Raw genomic sequence first — 23,056 nt, forward strand, 5'->3', positions numbered from 1 at the left:
TTTCTAATTTCCAATGTCTTACCGCTACACCGTTGCCCACCGTGTTTATGTTTTTGAGGACTTGAAAACCTTATTGGCGAAAGCAACTCCCTTGCGCAGTGGCGATGTACTGGCTGGATTGGCGGCAGGTGGCGAAGAAGAACGAGTTGCAGCACAACTCGCACTGGCAGATTTGCCGCTGAAAACTTTTTTGCAGGAAGCCCTGATTCCTTATGAAAGCGACGACATTACCCGCTTAATCATTGATGAACATCAGGCCGATGCTTTTTCCCCCATCAGCTATTTTACCGTTGGGCAATTGCGCGATTGGTTGCTAAGTGATCAGGTGGATACGACAACTTTGCAATCACTTGCTCCCGGATTGACGCCTGAAATGGTGGCGGCGGTATCTAAGTTGATGCGCAACCAAGATTTGATTGCGGTGGCTCAGAAATGTGAAGTCGTCACTCGATTTCGCACTACGATTGGCTTACAAGGCCATTTGTCTACCCGTTTGCAGCCCAATCACCCCACCGATGATCCCAAAGGCGTAGCGGCCAGCATCATTGATGGATTATTTTACGGCAGTGGAGATGCCGTGATTGGTATTAATCCTGCTACGGATAGCCCCGCCGCAGTCTCCAAACTGTTGTGGATGATCGACGATTTGAGGCTGAAATACCAAATTCCGACCCAGAGTTGTGTGTTGTGCCACCTGAGTACAACGTTGCAAATCATCCAAGATGCACCTATAGATCTGGTGTTTCAATCCATTGGCGGCACTGAAAAGACCAACCAAAGTTTTGGGGTGAACTTGGCCATGTTGCAAGAAGCGCACGAAGCTGCCGCGGCATTGCAACGCGGTACCGTGGGCAATCAGGTCATGTACTTTGAAACCGGGCAAGGTTCAGCACTCTCCGCCAATGCCCACCATGGCGTAGACCAACAAACCCTCGAAGCGAGGGCTTATGGGGTAGCGCGAAAATTCAATCCATTCCTGGTCAATTCAGTGGTTGGGTTTATCGGCCCCGAATACCTCTACGATGGCAAGCAAATCATCCGGGCCGGTTTGGAAGATCATTTTTGTGGAAAACTACTCGGTTTGCCGATGGGAGTAGATGTTTGTTACACCAATCACGCTGAATCCGACCAGGACGATATGGATAATCTGATGACTTTGTTGGGCGTGGCGGGTTGTAACTTCATCATGGGTATTCCGGGCGCAGATGATATTATGCTCAATTATCAATCTACTTCCTTTCACGATGCCTTATATTTGCGCAAAGTGCTAAACAAAAGGCCAGCTCCTGAGTTTGAACAGTGGCTCTTGAGGCAAGGAATTTTGGATGAAAAAGGCCGCAAATTACCCCTGCAATCGAATCATTTACTCTTGCATTAAAAGCCTGTAAAAGCGCATAGTTGAAAGAAAACGACTACTCAAAATCTACTGAACCCGATCCCTGGCATTCACTCAAAGCCTACACCGATGCCCGGATTGCTTTGGGTTATACCGGCACTGCAATTCCTTTGCAGGAAGTCTTACAGTTCAAATTGGCCTTTGCACATGCCAAAGATGCCGTGTATTCTCATCTAGAAATCAATAAATTGCAAAATGAACTTTCAGAAATAGGGTTAGCTCATTGCTTGTTGCAAAGCCAGGCTCAAAGCCGGGCGGAATATTTACAGCGCCCGGATAAAGGGCGTCAATTGAACCTGGAATCTGTTCTGGAACTTCAAAAATTTGAACCAACTGAACCGGAGGTAGCCATCATTTTGGCCGATGGATTGTCTGCTACTGCCATAAATCTGCATGCCATCCCGGTTTTGAAAAGCTTGATTTCAGCCCTGCAAAAAGCCAACTATCGCCTATCGCCCGTTAGCATTGTCGAGCAAGCCCGCGTGGCGATTGGCGATGAAATTGGCCACCTGCTGGGCGCAAAAATAACGGTCGTCTTGATCGGAGAGCGGCCCGGTCTGACTTCACCTTACAGCATGGGTGCTTACCTAACCTTCACTCCCCGCCCCGGATTGACGGATGAACGCCGCAATTGTATTTCCAATATCCGCCCGGAAGGCTTGCCCTATGAAATGGCGGCCATTAAAATCACGTACCTGATCCAGGAGGCCTTGCGATTGCAGTTGACGGGTGTGGAGCTGAAGGACAATGCGGCCAATGGAAGCGCTAGAATAGAAATTTAGGTTGTAAATAGTTTCAGGATTTGGCAGCAAACCGAAGTTGAGGTGCCAAATCCTAAGACCAAGGTACTTACCTCAAGCGATCCGCCGACCGCACCAGCTTCTCATCCTTGTTCACATAGCGGTATGCCAAAAAAGTGAACACTAGTGCTGCAACGGGTAAGCTAATGCCCAATCCAGGGTGGATGGCTTCTTTGCTGGTGTTCAAGCCTGCTTGCAAATAAAACATCACTGTTAGAATACTGCCAACCAGGGCGGCAATGATGGAGAAAATGGCCAAACGCATTTGTACAGATCGGTCTTTGAACAAAAATATCGCCGCAATGGGCAAAGCACCTGCTACTGCAAAAGCAGCCATCATGGCCACATGGTCGTTTATGCCGTAAGCGCCATCACTCAAAAAAGCAGATTGAGGCACTGGCTTGAGGGTATTGGCAAAAGGTACCCCAAACAATCCGAGGTAAAGCCCCCCGGCAAGCAGAAAGAAAACACTCTGAATTCGCTGAATCATAGCAGTAGATTGAAGTATATTGTAGTTTAATAATGATATTTGCGGCGGAAGATAAGCGCTTATGATTTTACAACAAAACATCAATCGACTGAGTTACTGGGAACGCTCGGTTTTTTTTGATGACTTTCAAACTGTGGTTTTGGGTAGTGGCATTGTAGGGCTCAATGCAGCACTACACCTGCGCAAGCTCGATCCCTCCCGCAAAGTATTGGTCATCGAGCGCGGCGCTATACCTAGTGGGGCCAGCACCAAAAACGCAGGTTTTGCTTGCTACGGCAGCATGACCGAGTTGCTGGATGACCTCAAAAAAATCGACGAATCAACCGTTTGGAATCTGGTGGAACGGCGCTTTTTGGGGTTACAACGCCTACGGCAAAAAATTGGTGATGCCTACCTGCGTTACGAGGGACTGGGCGGCTATGAGTTGTTTCGTGCCGATGAATCCGATATTTTTCAGGAATGTCAGGAGTATATTCCGGCTTTCAATAGAATGGCGCGTTCCATCACTGGATTGTCCGAGACCTATCGCATCACGGATAATCGGATAACTGATTTTGGCTTCAAAGGAGTCGAACACCTCATCCTCAACGCGGGCGAAGGACAAATCAACACGGGCTACATGATGCAGCGATTGCTCCAACTGGCAAATGAAGCTGGAGTCCAGATCATCAATGGCTTGGAAATCAAAAAAATTGCACCAGACCAGGGCGGCATTACCCTGCATACGCAAGACGATTGGAGCCTCCATTTTGAGCAATGCATTGTAGCCACCAATGGCTTTGCGAAACAATTGTTGCCTGATTTGGATGTATCTCCTGCGCGCAACCAGGTACTGATTACCCCTCCGATTCGCAATCTTCCGATTGTAGGTAGTTTTCATTATGACCGGGGATATTATTATTTTCGCAACATCGATGGACGATTGCTTTTGGGCGGAGGGCGCAATTTGGCCCTGCTTGAAGAGCAAACCGATGCCTTTGGCCATACTGAATTGATCCAAAAGGCGTTACTCCAATTGCTGAATGAAGTGATCTTGCCCGGACAAAACATTCCTGCCGAATCCTGGTGGAGTGGAATTATGGGCTTGGGCGAACGGAAAGTGCCCATTTTGCAGAAAATAAGCCCCAACCTGGTCGTAGCGGTCAGAATGGGCGGTATGGGTGTAGCGATTGGGACATTGGTAGGTGAAGAGGCAGCGGAATTGCTGATTGATTAATCTTAAAGGAAAAAAATGCACAGGCAGCTTTGGCTTATTATTATAGTGTTCACGATTTTAGGAAACCTGCAAATGCAGGCACAAACGACTTCTCCATCCAGTGAAGGCAATAGGGTAAAAGTACTTTATTCTGACAACCTTGTTCAAAATCAAAAAGGAGAAACCTCCATCCAACGCTTGAAAGGAAAAGTGGAACTGAAGCAAGACAGCGTTTACATGTATTGTGATTCCGCAATTATCGAAAACGAAACTCAAGTTTACGCCTACGGCAACGTGGTGATCCAGCAAGGCGACTCTCTGAAAATCTTTGCCGATGAGGTACAGTACGATGGCGAAACCAAAATTGCCAATTTATTGGGTCGGGTAATTTTGGTCAATGGCGATAAAAAACTCTACACCCGCCGCCTGGACTACCGCACCGATACTCGAGTAGCCTATTACACCAACAACGCTACCATGGTCAGCGACTCCCTGACCTTAACCAGTAAAGTAGGGTACTATTTTGTAGCCAACAAAGAAGCGCATTTCAGAGAGAAAGTTACCGCGGTTGGGCCGCGATTCCGGCTCAAAGCCGATTCCCTCAATTACAATACGGAATCCCGAGTGGTAGATTTTCTTGGGCCTACCGTGATCACCAACGACAGCAGCAAGGTCTATTGTGAAGATGGGTTTTACGACACTTTCAACAACAAAGCCGAATTTTCGGGCAATGCCCAATACGTCAAAAAAGACCAACAGGCCGAAGCGGACACGATTACCTACGACGACAACCTCAAGATTTATTCCCTGCGGGGAAACGCGCGGGTCGAAGACTCCACCCGCCTGGCCATTGGCAACCTGATCCGCTACGATGAATCTCAGGACACGACATTTTTGCAAGGCAGCGCCCGCTATCGCGAAAAAGACCAGGACATCAACTCCGAAATCATCAGTTACAACCGCAAAAAAGGGACATTCAAAACCCTGGGCCGAACTTTTGTCAGCAATCCTCCCAATTTAATGGAAGCCGATCAAATGGACTTTGATGATGCCACAGGATTGGGGTTGGCCACCGGGAATGTGATGTGGCGAGATACCTCTGCCGATCTTTCCATCAATTGCGCCCGCGCAGATTATGGAAAAAAATCCGATTACCTGAAAGCCAGTGGTGGCCCCAAGGGGCGACCTGAACTGATCACCATCGCGGAAGGTGACTCCTTGTTCATTGCGGCGGATACGTTAATGGCTATAAAAGCGGATACGTCCAAAGCCGATAGCAATCGCATTCTTCGCGCTTATGGCCATGTACGCATTTACAAAAAAGATTTTCAAGCGATTTGCGATTCGCTGATTTACACTACCCGAGATTCCTTGTTTTCTTTGTATGGAGAACCCATCATTTGGTCGGATACCAGTCAGTTTACTGCGGACACCATGTTTATTACACTGAAAAACAAGAAGATTGATAAAATCCTGATGCGCAGCAATTCTTTTATCGTGGTCATATCGGATGAAGCCTATTTCAATCAGATTAAAGCCAGGAACGTGGTCTGCCATTTTATAGAGAGCAACCTGAGGCGCATGGATGCTTTTGGCAATGCCGAAGTCATCTATTATGCCAAAGATGACGGCGGGGCCTATGTAGGCGTCAATAAAACCGAATGCAGTGAAATGGTCATCCGCTTTGGCGACAAAAACTCCGTGGATAAAATCACCTTCATCACCGATCCCAAATCGGTGCTAAGTCCTATGGGGACAACCAATCACCGCACGCTGCGCCTGAAAGGTTTCCGTTGGGAGACCGATATACGTCCGCGCAAACGGGAAGACATCTTTGTGGTTCTTGTACCCCAAAGCCGCAATAACCCTGGAAACCGAATCAAGATCAATACCATTGAAAATGAATAGCCCGTACCCGTACTTTCGATTGATTGCATTAATAGTTGCCATGGGATGCGCTTTTTCCACAATTCTTGAGGCGCAAAATGCTACCATAATTGCTCGAAAAGCCCAACAGGCCTACCAAAAAGGAGATTTCAATGGTGCAGTAAAAACCTATGAACAACTCATGGCCAAGGGGTACAACGACCCAGGGTTGTACTTCAACCTGGGTAATGCATGTTTTCAGGCAGGTCAATCTGGGAAGGCAGTGCTTTATTATGAAAAAGCCCTGGCGCTAACGCCAAACGATGAGGCCGTGCTGGAGAACCTCGAACAAGTACGCAGTGGCCTAAGCGACCAAATTGATCAAAGCATGGCCCCCGATTGGTGGGATTGGCTCCTACAACCACAATGGCTCCTTCGTCCCAATACCTGGGCGATTCTCTTTGCCCTGCTGGTTTGGTTGGAAATGGGTTTTTTGCTGGCCTGGCGAAGAAATCCCCAAATCGCCTGGTTTCCCTGGGTAATCCGAGGAACTTTGACCGCCGCGATCGTTGTACTCTTCGGAGCTGCGCTCAGTTTTTGGAATACCTACCACAATCCAACTGGAATTATCCTCAACAAAGAAACCACCTTGCGCATCGGCCCCGAGCAGGCCAGCCCTGCCATCCGAACCTTGCACGAAGGTACCAAAGTAGCGTATTTGGACAAAATCGGGACCTGGGACAAAGTTCGGCTATCCAACGGACAAGAAGGCTGGCTAGAACAGAAAAGCACCCGCCACATCAACTAACCCAAGGGGGGGCTTTGAACGTAGGTTCTGAGAAAGCACCTTGGGTTAGTAAGATCACCAAAGAAGAAGAAACAATTAAATTTTACTTCAAAAGTATGAGAAAGGAAGGGAGAATAATTTTTTGTTTTTATTATTAAAATTTAAAACTATTATTTATTTTCGTGGAAACTCTATTCCACTATGCCTAAAAAACCCTCAAAGCCACACGACGAATTTTTTAAAGCCACTTTCGGGCGACTGGATATTGCCCTGGAATATCTACAGCAAATGTTGCCGAAGGATATTCAAGATCATCTGAATTTGAGTGCTTTGGAACGAATCAATGGTTCATTCGTTTCTCCGCAGTTAAAGGAGTATTTTTCAGATGTGGTGTATCAATGCCCAATTGTTGGGCTAAAAAAGCAGTCTTTTTTAGCTTTTATCCTTGAGCACAAAAGCGATGTTGTAACGCATCCTCACTTTCAACTACTTCGTTACATGTTGGATACTTGGGAGGATCAACTTAAAAACAAAAAAGCCCTGACTCCCATTATCCCCATTGTGTTGTACCAGGGAAAGAAAAAATGGATAAAACGCGATTTGTATGCTTACTTTGATAAAAAGCTGCCAGTCAGTTTTCGCCCCTTCTGCCCCAATTTTGATTTCTTTTTGACTGACATACAAACCCTAAGTGATGAACAGATCTTGGAATTGAACAAAGGGCTGTTGATCAATACACTACTTATGATGAAGCATATTTGGGAACCGGAATTTGTACTCAAGAATCCTGATTTGATCTTCATTCATTTAGAAGATGAGCAGTATTCCGATTTTCAAATTTCCATCCTTGCATATTTTTTCAAAAATGCCGATATTGCAGAAGAAAAAGTGCAAACATTTATCAAAGCTTTGCCAATCGCCATAAACAAAAATGCCATGAGTACTTACGATATGATTGTTGCAAAAGGGGTTGCAAAAGGGGTTGCAAAAGGGATTGTACAAGGACGTGAAGAGGGTAGAGAAGAAGGCCGCGAAGAAATCCTTATACAAGCCACGCGTGAAATGCTCCTCAAGGGCTTTGATTATAACGTTATCATTGGTATTCTGCATGTAGAATCCGAATTTATTGATGGCGTTAGAGAGACATTACTGTTAGAACAAGAGGGGCTTTTGCCTGAGGACACCAGCAATGATTAATCTTCAGATAGCAGTACTAGAACTGATTTGGATTATTGTTGGGTATGAAATTGCCTAATCCAATTAAATGAATACTCCCAACTATTGCTTCCCGAACAAGCTCAAAGTGCAGCAAATTCGGGAAGCATTATCTTGCCTCTCTACTCCGATTTCAACGACTTCGCAGGATTCACCAACGCAGCTTTGATCGACTCATAACTGGAGGTCAAAATAGCGACGCTCAAGGTAAGCAGTACTGCAATAAGCATCGTACCAAACCCAATCGGAATGCGGTAAGTGTAATCTTTCAGCCAGGCATCCATTAGGTACCAACCCAATGGCGCGGCAACTAGGAAAGCAACGACTACGAGGATGACGATTTCTTTGCCAAACAAGCCGAGAATTTGCGCCAGCGTAGCCCCCAATACCTTGCGGACTCCAATTTCTTTGGTCTTTTGCATGGCCATGAAACGTACCAAACCGTACAAGCCAAGGCAACCAATAAATATGGCAATGAAAGAAAACACCTGCACCAACTTTAACATGGTGCTTACGAATTCGTAATTTTGCGCGATGCTTTCATCCAGGAAGGTTTGTTCATAAAGGAAGTCGGGAAAATAACTGTTCCAAACCTGCTCCACCGCTTTCATGGTTTGGTGCACGTTCGTGCTAGACAGTTTAATGCCACAACTGTAATGAATGTCTTTGAAGGAAAAAATGGCAACCGGATCGATCGCGCTTTGAAAAGATGCGTTGTTCCAGTTTTTGAGTACACCGTAGATGGGAACAGCTTTACCCCAAACCCGCATATTTTTTCCTACGGCGTCCTCAGGTCTTTTCAAGCCCAAACGTTCTATCACTTTTTCATTGATCAAAACCCCCGTGACCGTATCACTCTGAGGAATGTTTCTGCCTGCTACCAGCGTCAAGCCGTAGGCGTCGATGTAGTGGCTGTCGGCATTCTTGGAGTTCATTTGCCATACCTCATCCTTCTGACGGGTATCAAAACGTATATTGATGGTGTTGTTGGAACTGGTGGTAGGGGAAAACAAGCAGAATGAGGCTTCTTTGACTCCCGGAATTTTCAATAAACGATCTCGAAACGTTGTTTGATTGATTTTTTCTGGTGTTGGAATATTGATTTCCACAATGCCCTTGGTTTCGTAGCCCACAGACTTGGACATCATGAAATCCACCTGCCCATTGATGATCAAAGTACAGATGATCAGCAATTGAATCAATACAAACTGTACCACGATCAAGCTGCGGCGAATGTTCAAACCACCGGCTTGTTTTTGACTGATTCCTCCCTTAAGCGCCGCTACTGGTTGAAATCCGGCCAAAATCACCCCAGGATAAGAGCCGGCCAAAAACACTACTGTAACAAACAGCCCAAGGATAAACAGCCAAAGTACGCTGTCATTCCAGGAAACCTTGCTGGGCCAGCCTCCGCCCAAATTCATGTATTCATTTAGATAGGGTAAGGAAAGTGCAGCCAAACCAAAACCAATGATCAAGGCAACCAGGGTGATGGTGCCTGTTTCGGAAATGAATTGAAAAAAGACCTGAACCCTCTTGCCACCTACCGCCTTGCGAATGCCCACTTCTTTGGAACGGCGCATGGCTTGTGCCGTGGCCATGTTGATGAAATTGAAGCAAGCCGTAGCAATCAGGAAAATTCCCACCGTAGCCATGATGTAAATCCATTTGTAGGGTACGGGGCCATTGTAACGTTCCGAATGGTGCATCTCACTGTACTTGACAACCGGATGCGCATAAGACTTGGCATCCTTGCCGTGGTATTTCTTGCTGATGGCATCCAGTTGCTTTTGAAACAGTTCTACTTTGAAATCTTTGGGCAGCAGTGCAAAACAATAGGTATTGGAATTGATGCCATTCCATTGATCCAGTTGTGGTCCTCCATAAGGGAAATCCTTATTGTTTTCCAGCGTAGCAAAGGATACAAAGAATTCGTAGGGGAGATCCGTATTGTCGAGAGGATTGTTGACAATACCCGTCACTTCAAGTGAAAGGGTGTTTTCTAACTTAATGATGCGCCCAATTGGGTCTTTGTCCCCAAAATACTTCTCGGCAATGGCCTTGCTGATCACGGCAGTATTGGGCCTTTTGAGGGATTGGGGCTTGCCAGTCTGCCACTGATAATCAAAAATCTTGAAATATTCTGGATCTACATAAGCAAGTTTTGGCCCGGGCCCTTCCTTGAATTTCTTTGCTGGCCGCCCATTTTCGTCGATCAGTGCCATTAAACTGTTGTATTTCTCAATGCAGATCGAAACAGCAAGTGCCGAAGTTTCGTCGCGCACCGCCTTCGGGGCTGGCGGGGGTACTCCGCGGGAATAGCTGGTTCCGTCAAAATGGAATTCTGTTGTCACTTCGTAGATGCGGTCAATATTGGAGTGAAAAGCATCGTGGGTGGTGTGGAAGCGGATAAACCAAAAAACCAACAATCCACAAGCGATGCCCATGCTGAGGCCTACAATATTGAGGAAGGCGTAAACGCGGTTGCGCCGTAAGTTGCGCCAGGTGATTTTTAGATAATTTTGAAGCATACGACCAAATTGAATGTTCTTTTTGGAATAGACACTCTAAAAAGATGCCAGTTGCACGAAAGGCTGATTTTAAAGGGCTTGTAAAACGGTCGGAAAGAAAAATTGTCCGAATTCGTACAGGAGTCGTACGAATTCGGGCATTTTCAGCAATAGACTTGATGAACAGGAAATCAATTAAACCTTGGCTTAGAAATGATGAACATCAAGGCATACAAAATGTACAAGATGCCAGGAATGGCCAAAATGCCTAGCAAAACCTTAGCCAAGGTCAACCACTTAATTGATTTGAGCCATAAACTGCCAAACATAATCGCCGCCAGCCCCAACAGCACCCATGTCCAGCTTAACATGTTGTAGGAAGATACGCTGCCATCAAGTAAGCCTATAAAAAAGAAATACAAGACCACCAGCGAAATCAGGCAGTCAAAACCCCATAAAATCCAAAAAAAGGTCATAGCAATTGGTTTTAAGCGTTATAAGTGTTGGATTCTAATTAATGTGTCTCTTGCCGCTTATTTGTCGTAAAACCGCCACTGTGTTTTAAAATCCCGTTTCAAATTCTGATTCGTCAAAATGGCGCGCAGCAACTCAATGGGCATCGCATTTTCTTGCAAAATGGCGTCGTGGTATTGCTTGTAGCTCATTTTTTTGGTCTCAACCAATTCTTTTTTCAGGGCATAAAATTGCAACCCACCGACCATGTACGCCAACTGGTACAGCGGCCCGTAACTGCCTGTAAACGAACGGCGCACTTCCCCCTCTGCGTTGGCGCGCTCGTGCCCAACCCGGTCTACCAAAAAGTCGATACACTGTTGGGGTGTCCACTGCCCGGTATGGTAGTTCAGCGAGAAAATGATGCGGGCACAACGGTGCATGCGCCAAAACAGCATCCCGATGCGGTCTTCGGGCGAGCGTGGAAACTTCATGTCCCACAGAATGAACTCCCAATACAAGGCATTGCCTTCGTGCCAAAACGGGGTTTCAAAATTGCGGTAGGTTTTATAGCGGTTGTTCATGAAACCCTGTAAATGGTGACCAGCAATGAGCTCATGGTGCACGGTAGCCCTTGAAAAATGAGGGTTGTTGCCGCGCATGCTCATCATTTTTTCATCGTAAGTCATGGTGTTGGTAGGGTAGGAGATGATCAGGGTTTCTCCGCCCAAAAAGAAAGGGCTAACCAACTGCCGCTCAGGCGACATCATGTTGACCCGCCAGGTTTCTTCGGCAATGGGAGAAATGGTCACCAGGTCATTTTTTTTCAAAAAATCAACCGATTGGTTGTACAAATCCAGCATGGCCTGGGGCTGCTGACCAGGAGCCACAAAACTGTTTTTTACCTTTTCCTGGGCAGCTTTCCAGGTGTCGCCAAAACCCATTTCGCGGCTGGCTTTCAGCAACTCTGCATCGCACCAGGCAAATTCCTTGTTGGCAATTTCGGTCAGTTCCTCGGGAGTGTAAGGGATGAATTCCAGCTTGAGCTGCCGAATCAGTTCGGTACGCCCAATCGGGTTGCCGATGATGCCACTGCCGTCGTCCTTTTGGGTAGGATTGGGTTTGCCTTTGCCCGCCAGGCTTTTGGCGTAGGTTTCGAGGTCTGTATCCAGGCTCGTGTAGGTCTTGGATACCCACCAGGTAAACATTGGATCATACCCGTTGTAAAAATTGTAGTAGCTTTTGAGTACCCCTTGCAAGGCTTTGACCGATTCAGCAGCGAGATTGGCCAGGTTTTGCTCAAAACCTTCTTCCTTTTTGAGCTTTTCATTGGCCTGCGTGACCTCCTTGAGGATGCTGTTCAATTCCTTGGCTACATCCTGACCAACGACACTGATGCCCCGACTGCGGGGTTTCACCAGGGTATAAATGCGCTCGGAGAAAGGCAAAAAGCGCGTGATTTGCGCGTAATCTTTTTGCTCTTGCTGCAGCTTGTACTGCTCGTCTTCAAGATTGCGCTTGAACAGGATGTAATCCACCTTGCCATTGATGTTCCATTTGTCGAAATCGACTTGCTCCAGTTGTTTCAGGTTATCGGCAATGAGTTGCAGGAGGCGCTGGCGGCGCTCTGGAGAATTGTAGCCAGAAACGGACCCTCTGAACTCCATTGGATTAGAGGTAGCATAAAAACGCATGATGCTGCCTTTGTCGGCGGTGTATTGCACCATTTGATGGTTCATTTCACTGGTTTGCAGGTACATTGAGCTGCTTTGTGCCAGCAAAAACGTCAGGCTCAAAAGCCCGCAGAAAAACAAGGATAAACTTTTCTTCATTGGCTGTTTATTTGGTTGAAATAGATAGGTGTTATTCCAAGCGGTACAAGATGCCGCGATAGGCAATCCAGGCTTCTTTTCCGGCAGCACTAAGGTACTCGTTTTCAGAAGTTTGCACGTACAGCGGTTTTCGCGAACGATTGGTTGTAGCAAAACGCGCTGTTTTTTCGTTCACCAGCAAGCGGTATTTTATGGCCGAACGCTCCTTGTAGTTGGGGTAAACCAATTGAGTGCCCATTGAAACCATGGCAGTTGTTTCCAGATACACCTCTTGGTCTTTCATCTGGTAAAGGCCGGTTTCTTCATGGTAGCTCCAACCTGGATTTAAGGGAGGTTCGATCATGCCGTATTGCCGAGAAAATTGGTCGACATCGGCGGAGTCAATCAGTGGCCAAATGCTCCGTTGCTGATGGTTGTCTTTTACCAGCAATACGCAGCCCCCAGCTTTGGGCAAATTCAATACCCGGATGGAACTGCAATTCTTCAGGTGTTCGGCTCGGGCAGGCGGGTACAGTTCCATTTGCTCTTCTGGCACCAACTCTTCCAGGTTGGCGGAGGTAGGAAAGGCGTTTTCTGAGTAATAAGGAATCTCTTCAGTCAGCTCCAGGCTTTCTACATTATACAGTCGCACTTTATCGTTGAGAAACAACACCAGATTGTAATGCTCAATCCAGAGGTGAGCAGGGACACTCATTTCAATGCGGGGCAATTCTTTGCGAATGCGTAAGGTGCCATCGGCGTTAAAGCAAAGCAATTGGTAATTCACCAATCCTGTTAGGTGTTCCGGGGATCTTTCTTCTACCAATTTATAAGTCAGCACAAAAATTTCCTTCCGCTCTCTGGAAACCAGAAAAGTCTCTACCACATAGTCATTATCCAAAGGCATTTCCTGGACTTTTAGGGCAAGGTTGTCTATTTCAGGAAACCAGGGTAAATTTTGTTGAGGCTTATCGGTGCGTTTTCCGCATCCAAAAAGCAAAGAGAGTAGCGACATGATAATTGGAATAAAATGTTTCAAAGCGATGAAATTTTCTGGAATTTCTATACTTTTCAAAAGTAAATGATTTTTCAAGTCTATCAAATTTTTAATCTCTGATGATGCCAATTCAGCGCCTGCTCTTTTTGTTTTGTGTATTTGCAATGCAAGTAAGTTTACTTGCCCAAAATGGCCCTCGAATCCGCCATGCTACTGCAAATTTTGACCTTTGTACTTACGTTCTGAATGGTCAGACCCACAGCAGCAGGGAGCTGTCGTTTTTGCGCAAAGAACAGGATACTACCTATTACCAGCAAGGCAAACTGGAACTGGCATTTTGGCCGGAAAAAGGAGCCGGAGATTACCAAAAGTACGCCCTGCGCTTCCGAAACACCAGCATTGGCGATACCCTGACGATGGAAAATGTCGTCCCTTTTGGCGCTTCAGCGGATCGGGTTTACATCACCGGACTAGGCAAACACCTCTTATCGCGGGCGCATTTGTTTCGACCGGGGCTGAAACCGGTCAATGTCATCGTTCCTGATAATGCCTGGCACTTGGGCTATGCCGATGCCCAAACGAGCGATGGAAAACAATACTGCGCAATGGCCCGCCGCATCAGTTGGGATGTACAACGGGTACAACGCCGCCGCTTTGAGACGATCCTTTTTGCAGGAGGCAGCACCACTTACCATTTCTGGATGCTGCCATTTCAGGGAGATTGGCAGGAAGGGTTACGACGGGTGTTTCAAGAACAATATCTTTTTGATTTAGAGGGAAAAACCTTTGACGAAAGCTTGTACCAACGCCCAGACCTGAAATGGATTCGTCATACTTACGCCATGCACTTGATCATGGCCTGGGATCGCGATTTTTTTGATCCCAACACTCAGAAATACACTTACGAGGATTTTTTGAAAAAAGCCCAAACCCTTTATGGCGGCGATGATGTAGTGGGGATTTGGCCAAACTGGCCCATGCTCGGGCTGGATCAACGCAACCAATGGGACATGTACCGGGCATTGCCAGGGGGGCTACCCCAACTGCGCAAATTGGCAGAATCGGGCCGCAAGAAATTCAATACCAAATTCTTCATCAGCTACAATCCCTGGGATGAAAGTACCCGCTGGGTAGATCACCACTCCGGGATGTCGGAAATGATTGAAGCCATTTCCGCCGACGGGGTTGTGTTGGATACCGAAGGCAAATCCAGCCCAGAACGCCAGGCGGCTGCCGATCGGGTGCGCCCTGGCGTGATCATGTACAGCGAAGGAATGGCTGTACCCCGCGATATGCCGGGGATTGTATCTGGTCGGGTGCACAACGCCTTGTATTATCCGCCTTTGCTCAATTTGAACAAGTTCATTCGACCCGATTTTGCCATTTTCCGGGTAGCAGAATTGTACCTCGAACCCATTCGTAGGGAATACTCCCTTTCGATGTTCAATGGCTATGGCACCGAAGTAAACCAGTTTCGCCCTGGGCGTCCCAATTGGGTCGATGACGATTACCGGTATTGGGGCAAAACCTTGCGGGTATTGCGGGAAAATGCAGCGGTTTTTACCCAACAAAAATTCGTGCCACTGTGGCCTGCTTTGCGCGACAGCATCTACATCAATCAATGGCCGGGAGTGGAAAAGACGCTATATACCATTTTTAGTTTGCAGCCTGCGGGCTATAAGGGCGTGCTTTTCTCTGCACCCATTCAATCTGGCCATCACGCTGTAGACATCTGGAATCATGCAGAACTGAAGCCCGAAATCAACAACGGCCAATGGCAAATTCCGGTTGATCTGGAAGCTTTTTCCCAAAAGTGGTTGACTACCAACAATGAAGGTGCAGTGGGGGCAATCGCCATTTTCCCAGAGCTATTGCAAGTGGAGCGCAAAGGTGACGTGCTGAGTTTTTCGGCCAGCAAAGGACAACGTATTCTCATCTGGTCTGGTCACCCAGCTTACGATCAAAAGCCAAAAGAATACAAAACCGGAGCACAGCAGATCGCTTTGCACAAGGTTTTTGAGCACCCGGAAGGTAAATTTGTCCTACAGTTGTTTGAAGACGGCGAATTGCTGGATGAACGCGTGATTTGGGTAGAAACCGGGCTGGCACGCCTGGTCAGCCAAAAAGCGACTTTTTTTTCCTCGAATACCATTCCCGTAGGGATGGTGCGGATTCCTGCCGGAAACTTTCGCATGAAGGTAACTTATGGCGATGATTTCATCCCCAATCCCAGGGAATACCCGCAAGAAGAACTCCAAATTCCCTCCTTTTTCATGGACAAGCACCCGGTGACCAATGCGCAATTTGCACAATTCATCCAGCAGTCGAAATACCGCCCCAAAGACACCACCAATTTTCTGCACCATTGGCATAAAGGCAATATCCCCGCTGGACAAGAACAGTTTCCTGTAACCTACGTCTGCTACGAAGATGCACAGGCTTACGCACTTTGGGCCAATAAACGCTTGCCCACCGAAATCGAATGGCAATACGCTGCTCAAACATCTGATCAACGCGAATGGCCATGGAGCAAAGACGCAGAAGTGAAACGCGAGCAACAGGTGATCACTGAGACCTTAACGGTTTCCAAGTTGCAGGTTGATTCTACGCTTTGCAATACAGGCAATGGTAGATTGTATCCAGTTGGCGCGTACCCCAAAGGCGCGAATCCATTTGGCCTGGAAGACCTGGTAGGCTGCGTGTGGCAAATCACCAACGACTTGTACCGCAATGGAACCAACCAATTTTTGATCCTCAAAGGGGGGAGTTATTACTTGCCCGCTAGCAGTTGGTGGTACGTGGAAGGAGGACCAAGGGAATTGAGTTACACCCAAAAAATGATGCGGATATCGCCGGGATTTGAACGCAACGGTACCACGGGATTTCGATGCGCCCGGTAGGGACGCTCCCTAGCGGGCGTCCCTATGACAGGCAACCACGCAGGGTTGCCCCTACTTTTTTTTGTCTGATCTTGCATATTTAAAATTCTTGAATTAACTTTGCACAAATGCTAAGACATTCCTATCTACATACCGTCACACAATCAATCGATTAACTCTTTACGGTACTCTAAATATTTTTCCTGAACATTTGTTACTCTAACTCTTAAATGAAATCCCATGACCAGGTATTTACTCGGAATGTTATTCCTGTTTCCGCTATTGGTACATGCCCAAATGATCAAAGGTCGCATTGCTGACCCTCAAAATCAGCCACTGAAAGGAGTAGCCATCCAATGGAAGGGTGGTACATTGGGCGCAGAAAGCAATGGCGAAGGTCGATTCGAAATCGCAATCCTTCCCGAATTGCAACAAAAGACTTTGGTTTTTACTTTAATGGGACACGCTCCTCAGGAAATAACGGTTAATGACGATCGATTTCTTGAAGTACAACTCACCCCGAGCAGTGTCAACCTCAACACCTTTACGGTACGTGAATTGAGCCAACAGACTACTGTAATCGAGCGCTTGCCCGAAGTAGTCGGCACTTACATCGCCTCCGGCAAAAAGAATGAAGTGATCCAAATTGCCGATATGGATGCCAACCTGGCTGACAAAACCGGGCGGCAGCTTTTTGCCAAATTGCCTGGAGTATTTGTATACGACATGGACGGCTCTGGCAACCAGATCAACATTGCAACCCGTGGACTGGATCCTCACCGCTCCTGGGAATACAATGTGCGTCTTAATGGGGTAGTGACCAACAGTGATATGTATGGTTATCCGGCCAGCCACTACAGTGCACCGATGGAAAGCATTGAGAAAGTAGAATTGATTCGTGGTACGGCTGCCTTGCAATACGGTGCCATGTTTGGAGGCATGATCAACTATGTCACCAAAACCGCAGATACTACGCGTAAAATTTCTTACGAAGGTCAGTTCAATTACGGTTCGTTCAACACCCGCGGCATGTATCATGCATTGGGCGGAAAATTGGGAAAACTATCGTATTACACCTATGCATTCGATCGCAGATCAGACGGTTACCGCGACAATGCAAATATTCATTCCAGTGCGCAGTATATGTCGCTGAGGTATGATTTTTCCCGTAACCTCAATGTACGAGCAGAATTGGCTCATTCTTATTACCGCTTTCAGCTTCCTGGACCACTTTCTGATGCGATGTTTTATGACAATCCACGTCAATCTACGCGGTCGCGCAACTATTATAGCCCCGATATTTGGGTGCCTTCTATCCAACTTGATTGGCAATTGGGCAAAAGAACCCACCTCAATATCGTTTCCAGCGGCATCTGGGGCGGACGCACTGTTTTGACTTTTGTCGGTTTTGCGGATAAACCCGACGTAATCAATCCACAAACAGGCCAATACGCCAACCGTAACGTGGATGATGACCATTTCAACAGCTTTACCACTGAGGCGCGCTTGAAACACCAGTTTTCAACCGGCGATGTTGAACATACCCTCGTTGCAGGTGTACGGTACATCAACAATGATTTGAACCGCCAGCAACTGGGCAAAGGTACCACTGGATCAGATTATGATCTTTCTTTAGTTGGCCCTTTTGGCCGGGATCTGTGGTACCGCACCAACAATATCGCAGTATTCGCCGAGCATTTGCTTCAACTGACGCCGCGCTTGTCGGCTTCGGGTGGAATGCGTGTGGAAAGTGGCAAAACGGATATGACAGGGTACATCTCCTACCTTAATCCGCTGAAAGTGCCCAATAAAATTGAACACCATTTCCCTTTGTTTGGGGCAAGTGCGCAGTATAAATTGACCAACTTCGCCACTTTATACGGGGGTATTTCACAAGCTTATCGTCCAATTATTTTTGCCGACGTCATCCCTGCCAATGCCCTGGAAAAAGTTGACACCAATCTATTGGACAACAAAGGGTACAATGCTGAATTGGGTATTCGTGGCAAATGGCGCAATCGGGTTCACTTCGACGTATCCTTGTTTGAACTCCGCTACAACAATCGCATGAGCAATACGGTCATTCAGGAAAATGGCCAATCCATCGTGTTCAAAACCAATGTAGGGAATGTCCTTACTCGCGGCGTTGAGTTTTATACGGAAGTGAATCTGTTGGAAACCAAAAACGCCCGCATTAGTGTCTTCACTTCTACCTCTTATTTTGATTCTCGTTATGTACAGGGAACCGTGGTTGTCGCGGGTAAAAATACCGAGATCGCGGGCAACCAGGTAGAATCTACGCCCAAATGGATGACCCGCAATGGTTTGCAAGGTCGTTACCGAGGCTTTAGCGCGTCGTTGCAATACAGCTGGGTAGACTTCAGCTATGCAGATCCAGAAAATACCGTAACACCTACTGCCAATGGAGCCAAAGGCATCGTGCCTGCATATGGTTTGTTCGACTTTAATGCGACCTATCGCTTCAACAAACACTTATCCTTGAAAGCAAGTGCTAGCAATTTTACGGATACGCAATATTTCACCAAACGTCCAACCATTCACCCCGGGCCAGGAGTTTGGCCTTCTGATGGTCGGTCGTTTATGATGACTTTGATCGTGAAGTTGTGAGGGACTTGAGGCGGGTTGATTATCAGGTAATTGATAATCAACCCGCCTTATGTCTAATGCAAATTGTAGTACTGGCGATTAGGATTTATATAAAATTAGTCCTTACTATTGTAGTAGCCCATTTTATTCCTTCAAACCTATTTCGATCTCTTGTAGCAATTGAATAATTTTTTCTTCAGAAATGTCCTCTTCAATATCTCTACTTTCCAGCATCACTTTTACCAATTTGTCTTTTTTACCTAAAATTCTAATTACCCTGTCAATGATTTTAGGATTTGTCCGAAGTGTTTTTTTGATTTCTCGACCAATGACACGAGCACCGATTTGATTGTTATTCAGATCACCGAATAAATCATTGTGATGTTCAAATATTTCATCATCATAATGCTCGAAGAAGTGCTTGAGGATGAATACAATATCCTTTAAATCTTTACTCCTGTTTTCAGGCCTATTGTTCCAAGCAATGAGCTTTAACAATACTATAGAAGTTAGCGTTGCTGCTCGATAGGATTGACCATCAATACTTAGCTCGTCGGAGCCATGTTCAAAAATTTCTTGTAATGCTAAAAAATGAGACAATTCGTCGCTTACCATTGGAAGTAAATCAAGCTCGTATCCGGTAGGGCTGATTAGTTTAAAATGATTGGCAATAGTTTCTGTAAAAGCAAATTTTTGAATCAAAATACTCCGAACTTGCTGGTATACATTCTGACTATTGGTTCCAACTACCCAATCTATATCTTTGGTTAATCGGAATGACTTTTTAGGAAACATCCATAAGTCTCTAGCCTGAGCTCCGATTAGAAATGCTTCAGTGCCAGCGAGGTCGCAGGCTTCTTTTACTGCGGCACAGATGGCCGCAATTTCTTCAGTCGAGAATTGTCTTGAGATAGGCATCGTTTATTCTTTCTGCTACTTCTAAATTTCTTGAATCGCCACTACTAATCATATCCGCATAAACCAACAAAGGATTAGTCCGCTTCACAGTCACCAGATTTCCCCCAAAAGGTACATGTACATAAATATTCCCTTCGGGATCAGGTATAAAACGATAATTTTTCATCAAATCCATCTTCGTTTCAGTCGAATATAGTTGAAAAACAGCGGGTTGTAGGTAGTTGGTGAGCAAATCTGCACCTGGTTCTCCTCCCCAAAAAGAAGCTTCGTTCAATTCAATTTTATCCCAGGCGCGTTCTTTTTCGATATTTTGAAAACGATACCTACCTACAAAAAGAGAGGGTTTTAAACGTTGCTCATAGGCATCGATCCATTTAAGGAATAAATTGCGTTTTTGATCCAAACGGATGTCTTTTTCGTTTCTTTTTCGGGTGAACCCTTGGGCTTTTAAGCTGACCAAAACTTTATTTACGGTATCAAGGCTAGTCGCACTCACTTCTGAAATGGTACGTTGAGGTTCATTTACCAATTCAGGTGTGCTCAAAAGATGAAATACAACGATCAGCCCTTTTTTAGTAAAGGCCAAGTCTTTGTTTTTCAGCGGAGCTGTTTTTTTGTTTTTGTTTTCATTGAAGAGATAAAGATGAGGTAAATCATTCAAAAACAGGTTGCCAGTAGCATCTACATAATTAAATTGCTGTTCCTTGAGCGCGATTTTTACCTTCTCCGGGATTTCTTGTGCAGCCAGTATAAGCTTAGGGTAAGCTTTTTTTTGTTCCAAAAGTTTGGGCAACATGGACATTTGCACTTGCCCTTTTATTTCAAGCGGATATTCAACATTGCCGACGGTGATCAGCCCATCAAAATCTGCCCCAACTGGGGCTTGTTGGTAAGCAAACTGTAGATTTATTAATTTCAACTCCTGCAACTTATCCAAAATAGGATCAATGATCCGCCGTTCTTGAGCAATTTGAATTGAGGTCATATTCTTTGTATTTAAAAATCGAACATTCAAAAATACCGAACAAAATTCAATTAGTCAAGCCCTGCAACATTAAAATCCCCTTTTGCTAAAAACAAAAGGGAGCCTCTACTCGAAGCTCCCTCTTTATTTTCCTGAAACAATGTTGCTTACTTCACGGCTTCTTCACCGTGCATGATGCGGATTTGGTGGTTGATGGATTCGTCGTGGATGGCTTTTAGCACCACCGTTACGAAATCTTCGCTCAGGCCTTTTTTCGCACCGTGCTTTACTGCTTTGCTCAGGATTTCATTCCAGCGGCTGGTTTGCAATACGGCGATGTTGTTTTCCTTCTTGTATTCGCCAATTTTCTCAGCGATTTTCATGCGGCGACCCAAGAGATTCAACAAGTCTTCGTCGATCTCGTCGATTTCATGGCGCAAGTCATTCATGTGCTGTACGAAGATCGGGTCGGCTGAATTGGCTTGTGGAAAAACCATGGACTCAATCATCAACTTGTACTGTGCAGGGGTAATTTGCTGTGCTGCATCGCTCCAGGCCTCATCTGGCGTTGGGTGTACTTCGGTCATCAAACCATCAAAGTTCAGGTCCATGGCCTTTTGAGCTACTTCTTGCAGGGTATCGCGGCGACCACAGATGTGGCTGTTGTCGCAAAAAATTTGGATATCAGGGAAATTTCGGCGCAAATCAATGGGGATTTGCCAGTGGGGTACGTTGCGGTATGAAGTTTCGCCATGGAAAGAAAATCCACGGTGAATCGCCGCCAAACGGGTGATACCAGCCTTGTAGATGCGCTCAATACCGCCCATCCACAATTTAAGATCCGGGTTGACTGGGTTCTTTACGATAACCGGAATGTCTACGCCACGCAGTGCATCCGCTACCTCCTGGATAGAAAATGGATTCACGGTGGTGCGTGCACCAATCCAGAGTACGTCTACACCAGCTTTCAGTGCTTCAAACACGTGCTCGCGGTTGCCCACTTCGGTGGTCACTTTAAGGCCGGTTTCTTCTTTTACTTTTTTCAACCAAGCCAAGCCTGGTGCGCCAACGCCTTCGAATTCTCCTGGGCGGGTACGGGGTTTCCAGATTCCGGCGCGGTATAAATCAATCATGCCGTCGCTGGCCAATTCACGAGCAGTTTGTAATACTTGCTCTTCGGTTTCCGCACTACAAGGCCCAGCAATCAGGATGGGTCTTTTATCAGCGCGCTCCAATACAGGTCGAAATGTCATAGTAGCCATGGTACAAGAACTTAAGAGATGATTTTGCGAATTTGATTTGCTTCAGAAATCAATTGATGAAAAGTATCGAAATCCTTTTTGATCAAAAGGGTGCGAAACTGCGAAAGTTGGTTGATGTGTTCGTCCAGTACATCCAGGAGATTGTCGCGATTTTGGCGAAAAATCGGGATCCAGGTATCTGGCGAACTCTTGGCCAAACGCACCGTGGAACTAAATCCGGTGCTGGCCAATTCAAAAATCCGTTCTTCGTCCTTTTCTTTGGCCAAAACAGTTAGGGCCAGAGCAAAAGAACTGATGTGCGAAATGTGCGACACATAAGCAGTGTGGATGTCGTGAGACAAACCATCAAAATGGATGATTTTCATCGGGATGGACTGGTACATACTTTCCACGAGTTGTACGGCATCGGCGTCGCTGTGTTCGATGTCGCAAAGAACGGTGTATTTGTTTTCAAAAAGGTTGGGGATCGCCGCTTCTGGCCCAGAATACTCCGTTCCGGCCATGGGGTGCGTGGCTACAAAGCGCTTGCGCATGGGGTGATATTGCACCGCCTCCAAAATGGTGGTTTTGGTGGACCCCACATCAATTACCACCTGCTTGTCGCTGATTTTGTCCAAAACCATGGGGATAACCTTGGTCATGGAATCTACTGGGGTAGCAACGATGATCAGGTCTGATTCGGCAATGGCTTCGTCCAGGGTTTTGCCCTCGTCAATCAATCTGCGGCGGATGGCTTTGTCGATGTTGTCTGGATTGACATCTACCCCGATGACGCGCTGCGCAAAACCGTTCTCTTTGAGGGAGATGGCCAGTGATCCGCCGATGAGTCCGATGCCGATTATAGAGATGGTCATTTGCTTTTCGCTTTTCGCCCACGAATGAATTCGTGGGTTGGGTTTTGTATGG

17 protein-coding genes are annotated in these 23,056 nt (G+C 46.3%); 8 read left to right on the forward strand and 9 right to left on the reverse strand.

Features of this window, described 5'->3' with window-relative positions:
* Positions 1-13 precede the first annotated feature (13 nt).
* On the forward strand, positions 14-1,378 hold the full coding sequence (locus tag ABW391_RS03365) for an ethanolamine ammonia-lyase subunit EutB (protein WP_353480413.1): 1,365 nt from the start codon (positions 14-16) through the stop codon (positions 1,376-1,378).
* 20 nt (positions 1,379-1,398) lie between these two features.
* Positions 1,399-2,178 (forward strand): ethanolamine ammonia-lyase subunit EutC, encoded by a 780-nt coding sequence (gene eutC, locus ABW391_RS03370; protein WP_353480414.1) that lies wholly within the window; start codon positions 1,399-1,401, stop codon positions 2,176-2,178.
* Between the two features lie 67 nt (positions 2,179-2,245).
* On the opposite strand, the gene ABW391_RS03375 is transcribed toward eutC, so the two are convergent.
* Positions 2,246-2,686: a DUF4293 domain-containing protein gene (locus tag ABW391_RS03375; protein ID WP_353480415.1), complete on the reverse strand. Its 441-nt coding sequence runs from the start codon at positions 2,684-2,686 to the stop codon at positions 2,246-2,248.
* Between the two features lie 61 nt (positions 2,687-2,747).
* On the opposite strand from ABW391_RS03375, the gene ABW391_RS03380 reads away from it, so the two are divergent.
* The 4 genes from ABW391_RS03380 to ABW391_RS03395 all read left to right on the forward strand — a co-directional run bounded on the left by ABW391_RS03380 (position 2,748) and on the right by ABW391_RS03395 (position 7,731).
* Positions 2,748-3,902: an NAD(P)/FAD-dependent oxidoreductase gene (locus tag ABW391_RS03380; protein WP_353480416.1), complete on the forward strand. Its 1,155-nt coding sequence runs from the start codon at positions 2,748-2,750 to the stop codon at positions 3,900-3,902.
* Between the two features lie 15 nt (positions 3,903-3,917).
* Positions 3,918-5,789 carry an OstA-like protein gene (locus ABW391_RS03385; protein ID WP_353480417.1) on the forward strand — a complete coding sequence of 624 codons (1,872 nt, stop codon included), beginning with the start codon at positions 3,918-3,920 and terminating at the stop codon, positions 5,787-5,789.
* A complete protein-coding gene (locus ABW391_RS03390; RefSeq protein WP_353480418.1) occupies positions 5,782-6,555 on the forward strand; it encodes a tetratricopeptide repeat protein in 774 nt (257 codons plus the stop codon). The genes ABW391_RS03385 and ABW391_RS03390 overlap by 8 nt, the downstream gene beginning before the upstream one ends.
* Before the next feature lie 180 nt (positions 6,556-6,735).
* On the forward strand, positions 6,736-7,731 hold the full coding sequence (locus ABW391_RS03395) for an Rpn family recombination-promoting nuclease/putative transposase (protein ID WP_353480419.1): 996 nt from the start codon (positions 6,736-6,738) through the stop codon (positions 7,729-7,731).
* 140 nt (positions 7,732-7,871) lie between these two features.
* Here ABW391_RS03395 and ABW391_RS03400 read toward each other — a convergent pair whose 3' ends face one another.
* From ABW391_RS03400 to ABW391_RS03415, 4 genes are all read right to left on the reverse strand, one after another.
* Positions 7,872-10,280, reverse strand: a complete 2,409-nt coding sequence (locus ABW391_RS03400; RefSeq protein WP_353480420.1) for an ABC transporter permease — start codon at positions 10,278-10,280, stop codon at positions 7,872-7,874.
* Between the two features lie 170 nt (positions 10,281-10,450).
* Complete coding sequence (locus ABW391_RS03405) at positions 10,451-10,735, reverse strand: osmoprotectant transporter permease (RefSeq protein ID WP_353480421.1); 285 nt, start codon at positions 10,733-10,735, stop codon at positions 10,451-10,453.
* Between the two features lie 57 nt (positions 10,736-10,792).
* Complete coding sequence (locus ABW391_RS03410; RefSeq protein WP_353480422.1) at positions 10,793-12,544, reverse strand: DUF885 family protein; 1,752 nt, start codon at positions 12,542-12,544, stop codon at positions 10,793-10,795.
* 31 nt (positions 12,545-12,575) lie between these two features.
* Positions 12,576-13,598, reverse strand: a complete 1,023-nt coding sequence (locus tag ABW391_RS03415) for a hypothetical protein (RefSeq protein WP_353480423.1) — start codon at positions 13,596-13,598, stop codon at positions 12,576-12,578.
* Between the two features lie 41 nt (positions 13,599-13,639).
* Between ABW391_RS03415 and ABW391_RS03420 the strand changes: the two genes are divergently transcribed.
* Together ABW391_RS03420 and ABW391_RS03425 are read left to right on the forward strand one after the other, a co-directional pair.
* Entirely contained in the window at positions 13,640-16,420 is a 2,781-nt protein-coding gene (locus ABW391_RS03420) for a formylglycine-generating enzyme family protein (protein ID WP_353480424.1), read from the forward strand.
* Positions 16,421-16,639: 219 nt separating this feature from the next.
* Positions 16,640-19,027 carry a TonB-dependent receptor domain-containing protein gene (locus tag ABW391_RS03425; RefSeq protein ID WP_353480425.1) on the forward strand — a complete coding sequence of 796 codons (2,388 nt, stop codon included), beginning with the start codon at positions 16,640-16,642 and terminating at the stop codon, positions 19,025-19,027.
* A gap of 123 nt (positions 19,028-19,150) precedes the next feature.
* Here the strand turns inward: ABW391_RS03425 and ABW391_RS03430 are convergent, their stop codons facing one another.
* The 4 genes from ABW391_RS03430 to ABW391_RS03445 all read right to left on the reverse strand — a co-directional run bounded on the left by ABW391_RS03430 (position 19,151) and on the right by ABW391_RS03445 (position 23,004).
* Positions 19,151-19,924 (reverse strand): hypothetical protein, encoded by a 774-nt coding sequence (locus ABW391_RS03430; protein WP_353480426.1) that lies wholly within the window; start codon positions 19,922-19,924, stop codon positions 19,151-19,153.
* Positions 19,896-20,939 (reverse strand): type IV toxin-antitoxin system AbiEi family antitoxin, encoded by a 1,044-nt coding sequence (locus ABW391_RS03435; protein WP_353480427.1) that lies wholly within the window; start codon positions 20,937-20,939, stop codon positions 19,896-19,898. Before ABW391_RS03435 ends, ABW391_RS03430 begins: the two co-directional genes overlap by 29 nt.
* A 116-nt stretch (positions 20,940-21,055) precedes the next feature.
* The gene (locus ABW391_RS03440; protein WP_353480478.1) at positions 21,056-22,141 is read right to left on the reverse strand and encodes a chorismate mutase; all 1,086 of its coding nucleotides are present in this window, start codon (positions 22,139-22,141) and stop codon (positions 21,056-21,058) included.
* Positions 22,142-22,161: 20 nt separating this feature from the next.
* A complete protein-coding gene (locus ABW391_RS03445; protein WP_353480428.1) occupies positions 22,162-23,004 on the reverse strand; it encodes a prephenate dehydrogenase in 843 nt (280 codons plus the stop codon).
* Positions 23,005-23,056: the final 52 nt, after the last annotated feature.

The sequence above is a fragment of the Haliscomenobacter sp. genome, from assembly GCF_040403615.1.
In the GTDB taxonomy this organism is placed as follows: domain Bacteria; phylum Bacteroidota; class Bacteroidia; order Chitinophagales; family Saprospiraceae; genus Haliscomenobacter.

Bases quoted from the DNA above. Each gene is read 5' to 3' on its own strand.
- ABW391_RS03365 (WP_353480413.1), top strand. From the start codon at position 14: ATGTCTTACCGCTACACCGTTGCCCACCGTGTTTATGTTTTTGAGGAC.
- ABW391_RS03375 (WP_353480415.1), bottom strand. From the start codon at position 2,686: ATGATTCAGCGAATTCAGAGTGTTTTCTTTCTGCTTGCCGGGGGGCTT.
- ABW391_RS03380 (WP_353480416.1), top strand. From the start codon at position 2,748: ATGATTTTACAACAAAACATCAATCGACTGAGTTACTGGGAACGCTCG.
- ABW391_RS03385 (WP_353480417.1), top strand. From the start codon at position 3,918: ATGCACAGGCAGCTTTGGCTTATTATTATAGTGTTCACGATTTTAGGA.
- ABW391_RS03390 (WP_353480418.1), top strand. From the start codon at position 5,782: ATGAATAGCCCGTACCCGTACTTTCGATTGATTGCATTAATAGTTGCC.
- ABW391_RS03395 (WP_353480419.1), top strand. From the start codon at position 6,736: ATGCCTAAAAAACCCTCAAAGCCACACGACGAATTTTTTAAAGCCACT.
- ABW391_RS03400 (WP_353480420.1), bottom strand. From the start codon at position 10,280: ATGCTTCAAAATTATCTAAAAATCACCTGGCGCAACTTACGGCGCAAC.
- ABW391_RS03405 (WP_353480421.1), bottom strand. From the start codon at position 10,735: ATGACCTTTTTTTGGATTTTATGGGGTTTTGACTGCCTGATTTCGCTG.
- ABW391_RS03410 (WP_353480422.1), bottom strand. From the start codon at position 12,544: ATGAAGAAAAGTTTATCCTTGTTTTTCTGCGGGCTTTTGAGCCTGACG.
- ABW391_RS03420 (WP_353480424.1), top strand. From the start codon at position 13,640: ATGATGCCAATTCAGCGCCTGCTCTTTTTGTTTTGTGTATTTGCAATG.
- ABW391_RS03425 (WP_353480425.1), top strand. From the start codon at position 16,640: ATGACCAGGTATTTACTCGGAATGTTATTCCTGTTTCCGCTATTGGTA.
- ABW391_RS03430 (WP_353480426.1), bottom strand. From the start codon at position 19,924: ATGCCTATCTCAAGACAATTCTCGACTGAAGAAATTGCGGCCATCTGT.
- ABW391_RS03440 (WP_353480478.1), bottom strand. From the start codon at position 22,141: ATGACATTTCGACCTGTATTGGAGCGCGCTGATAAAAGACCCATCCTG.
- ABW391_RS03445 (WP_353480428.1), bottom strand. From the start codon at position 23,004: ATGACCATCTCTATAATCGGCATCGGACTCATCGGCGGATCACTGGCC.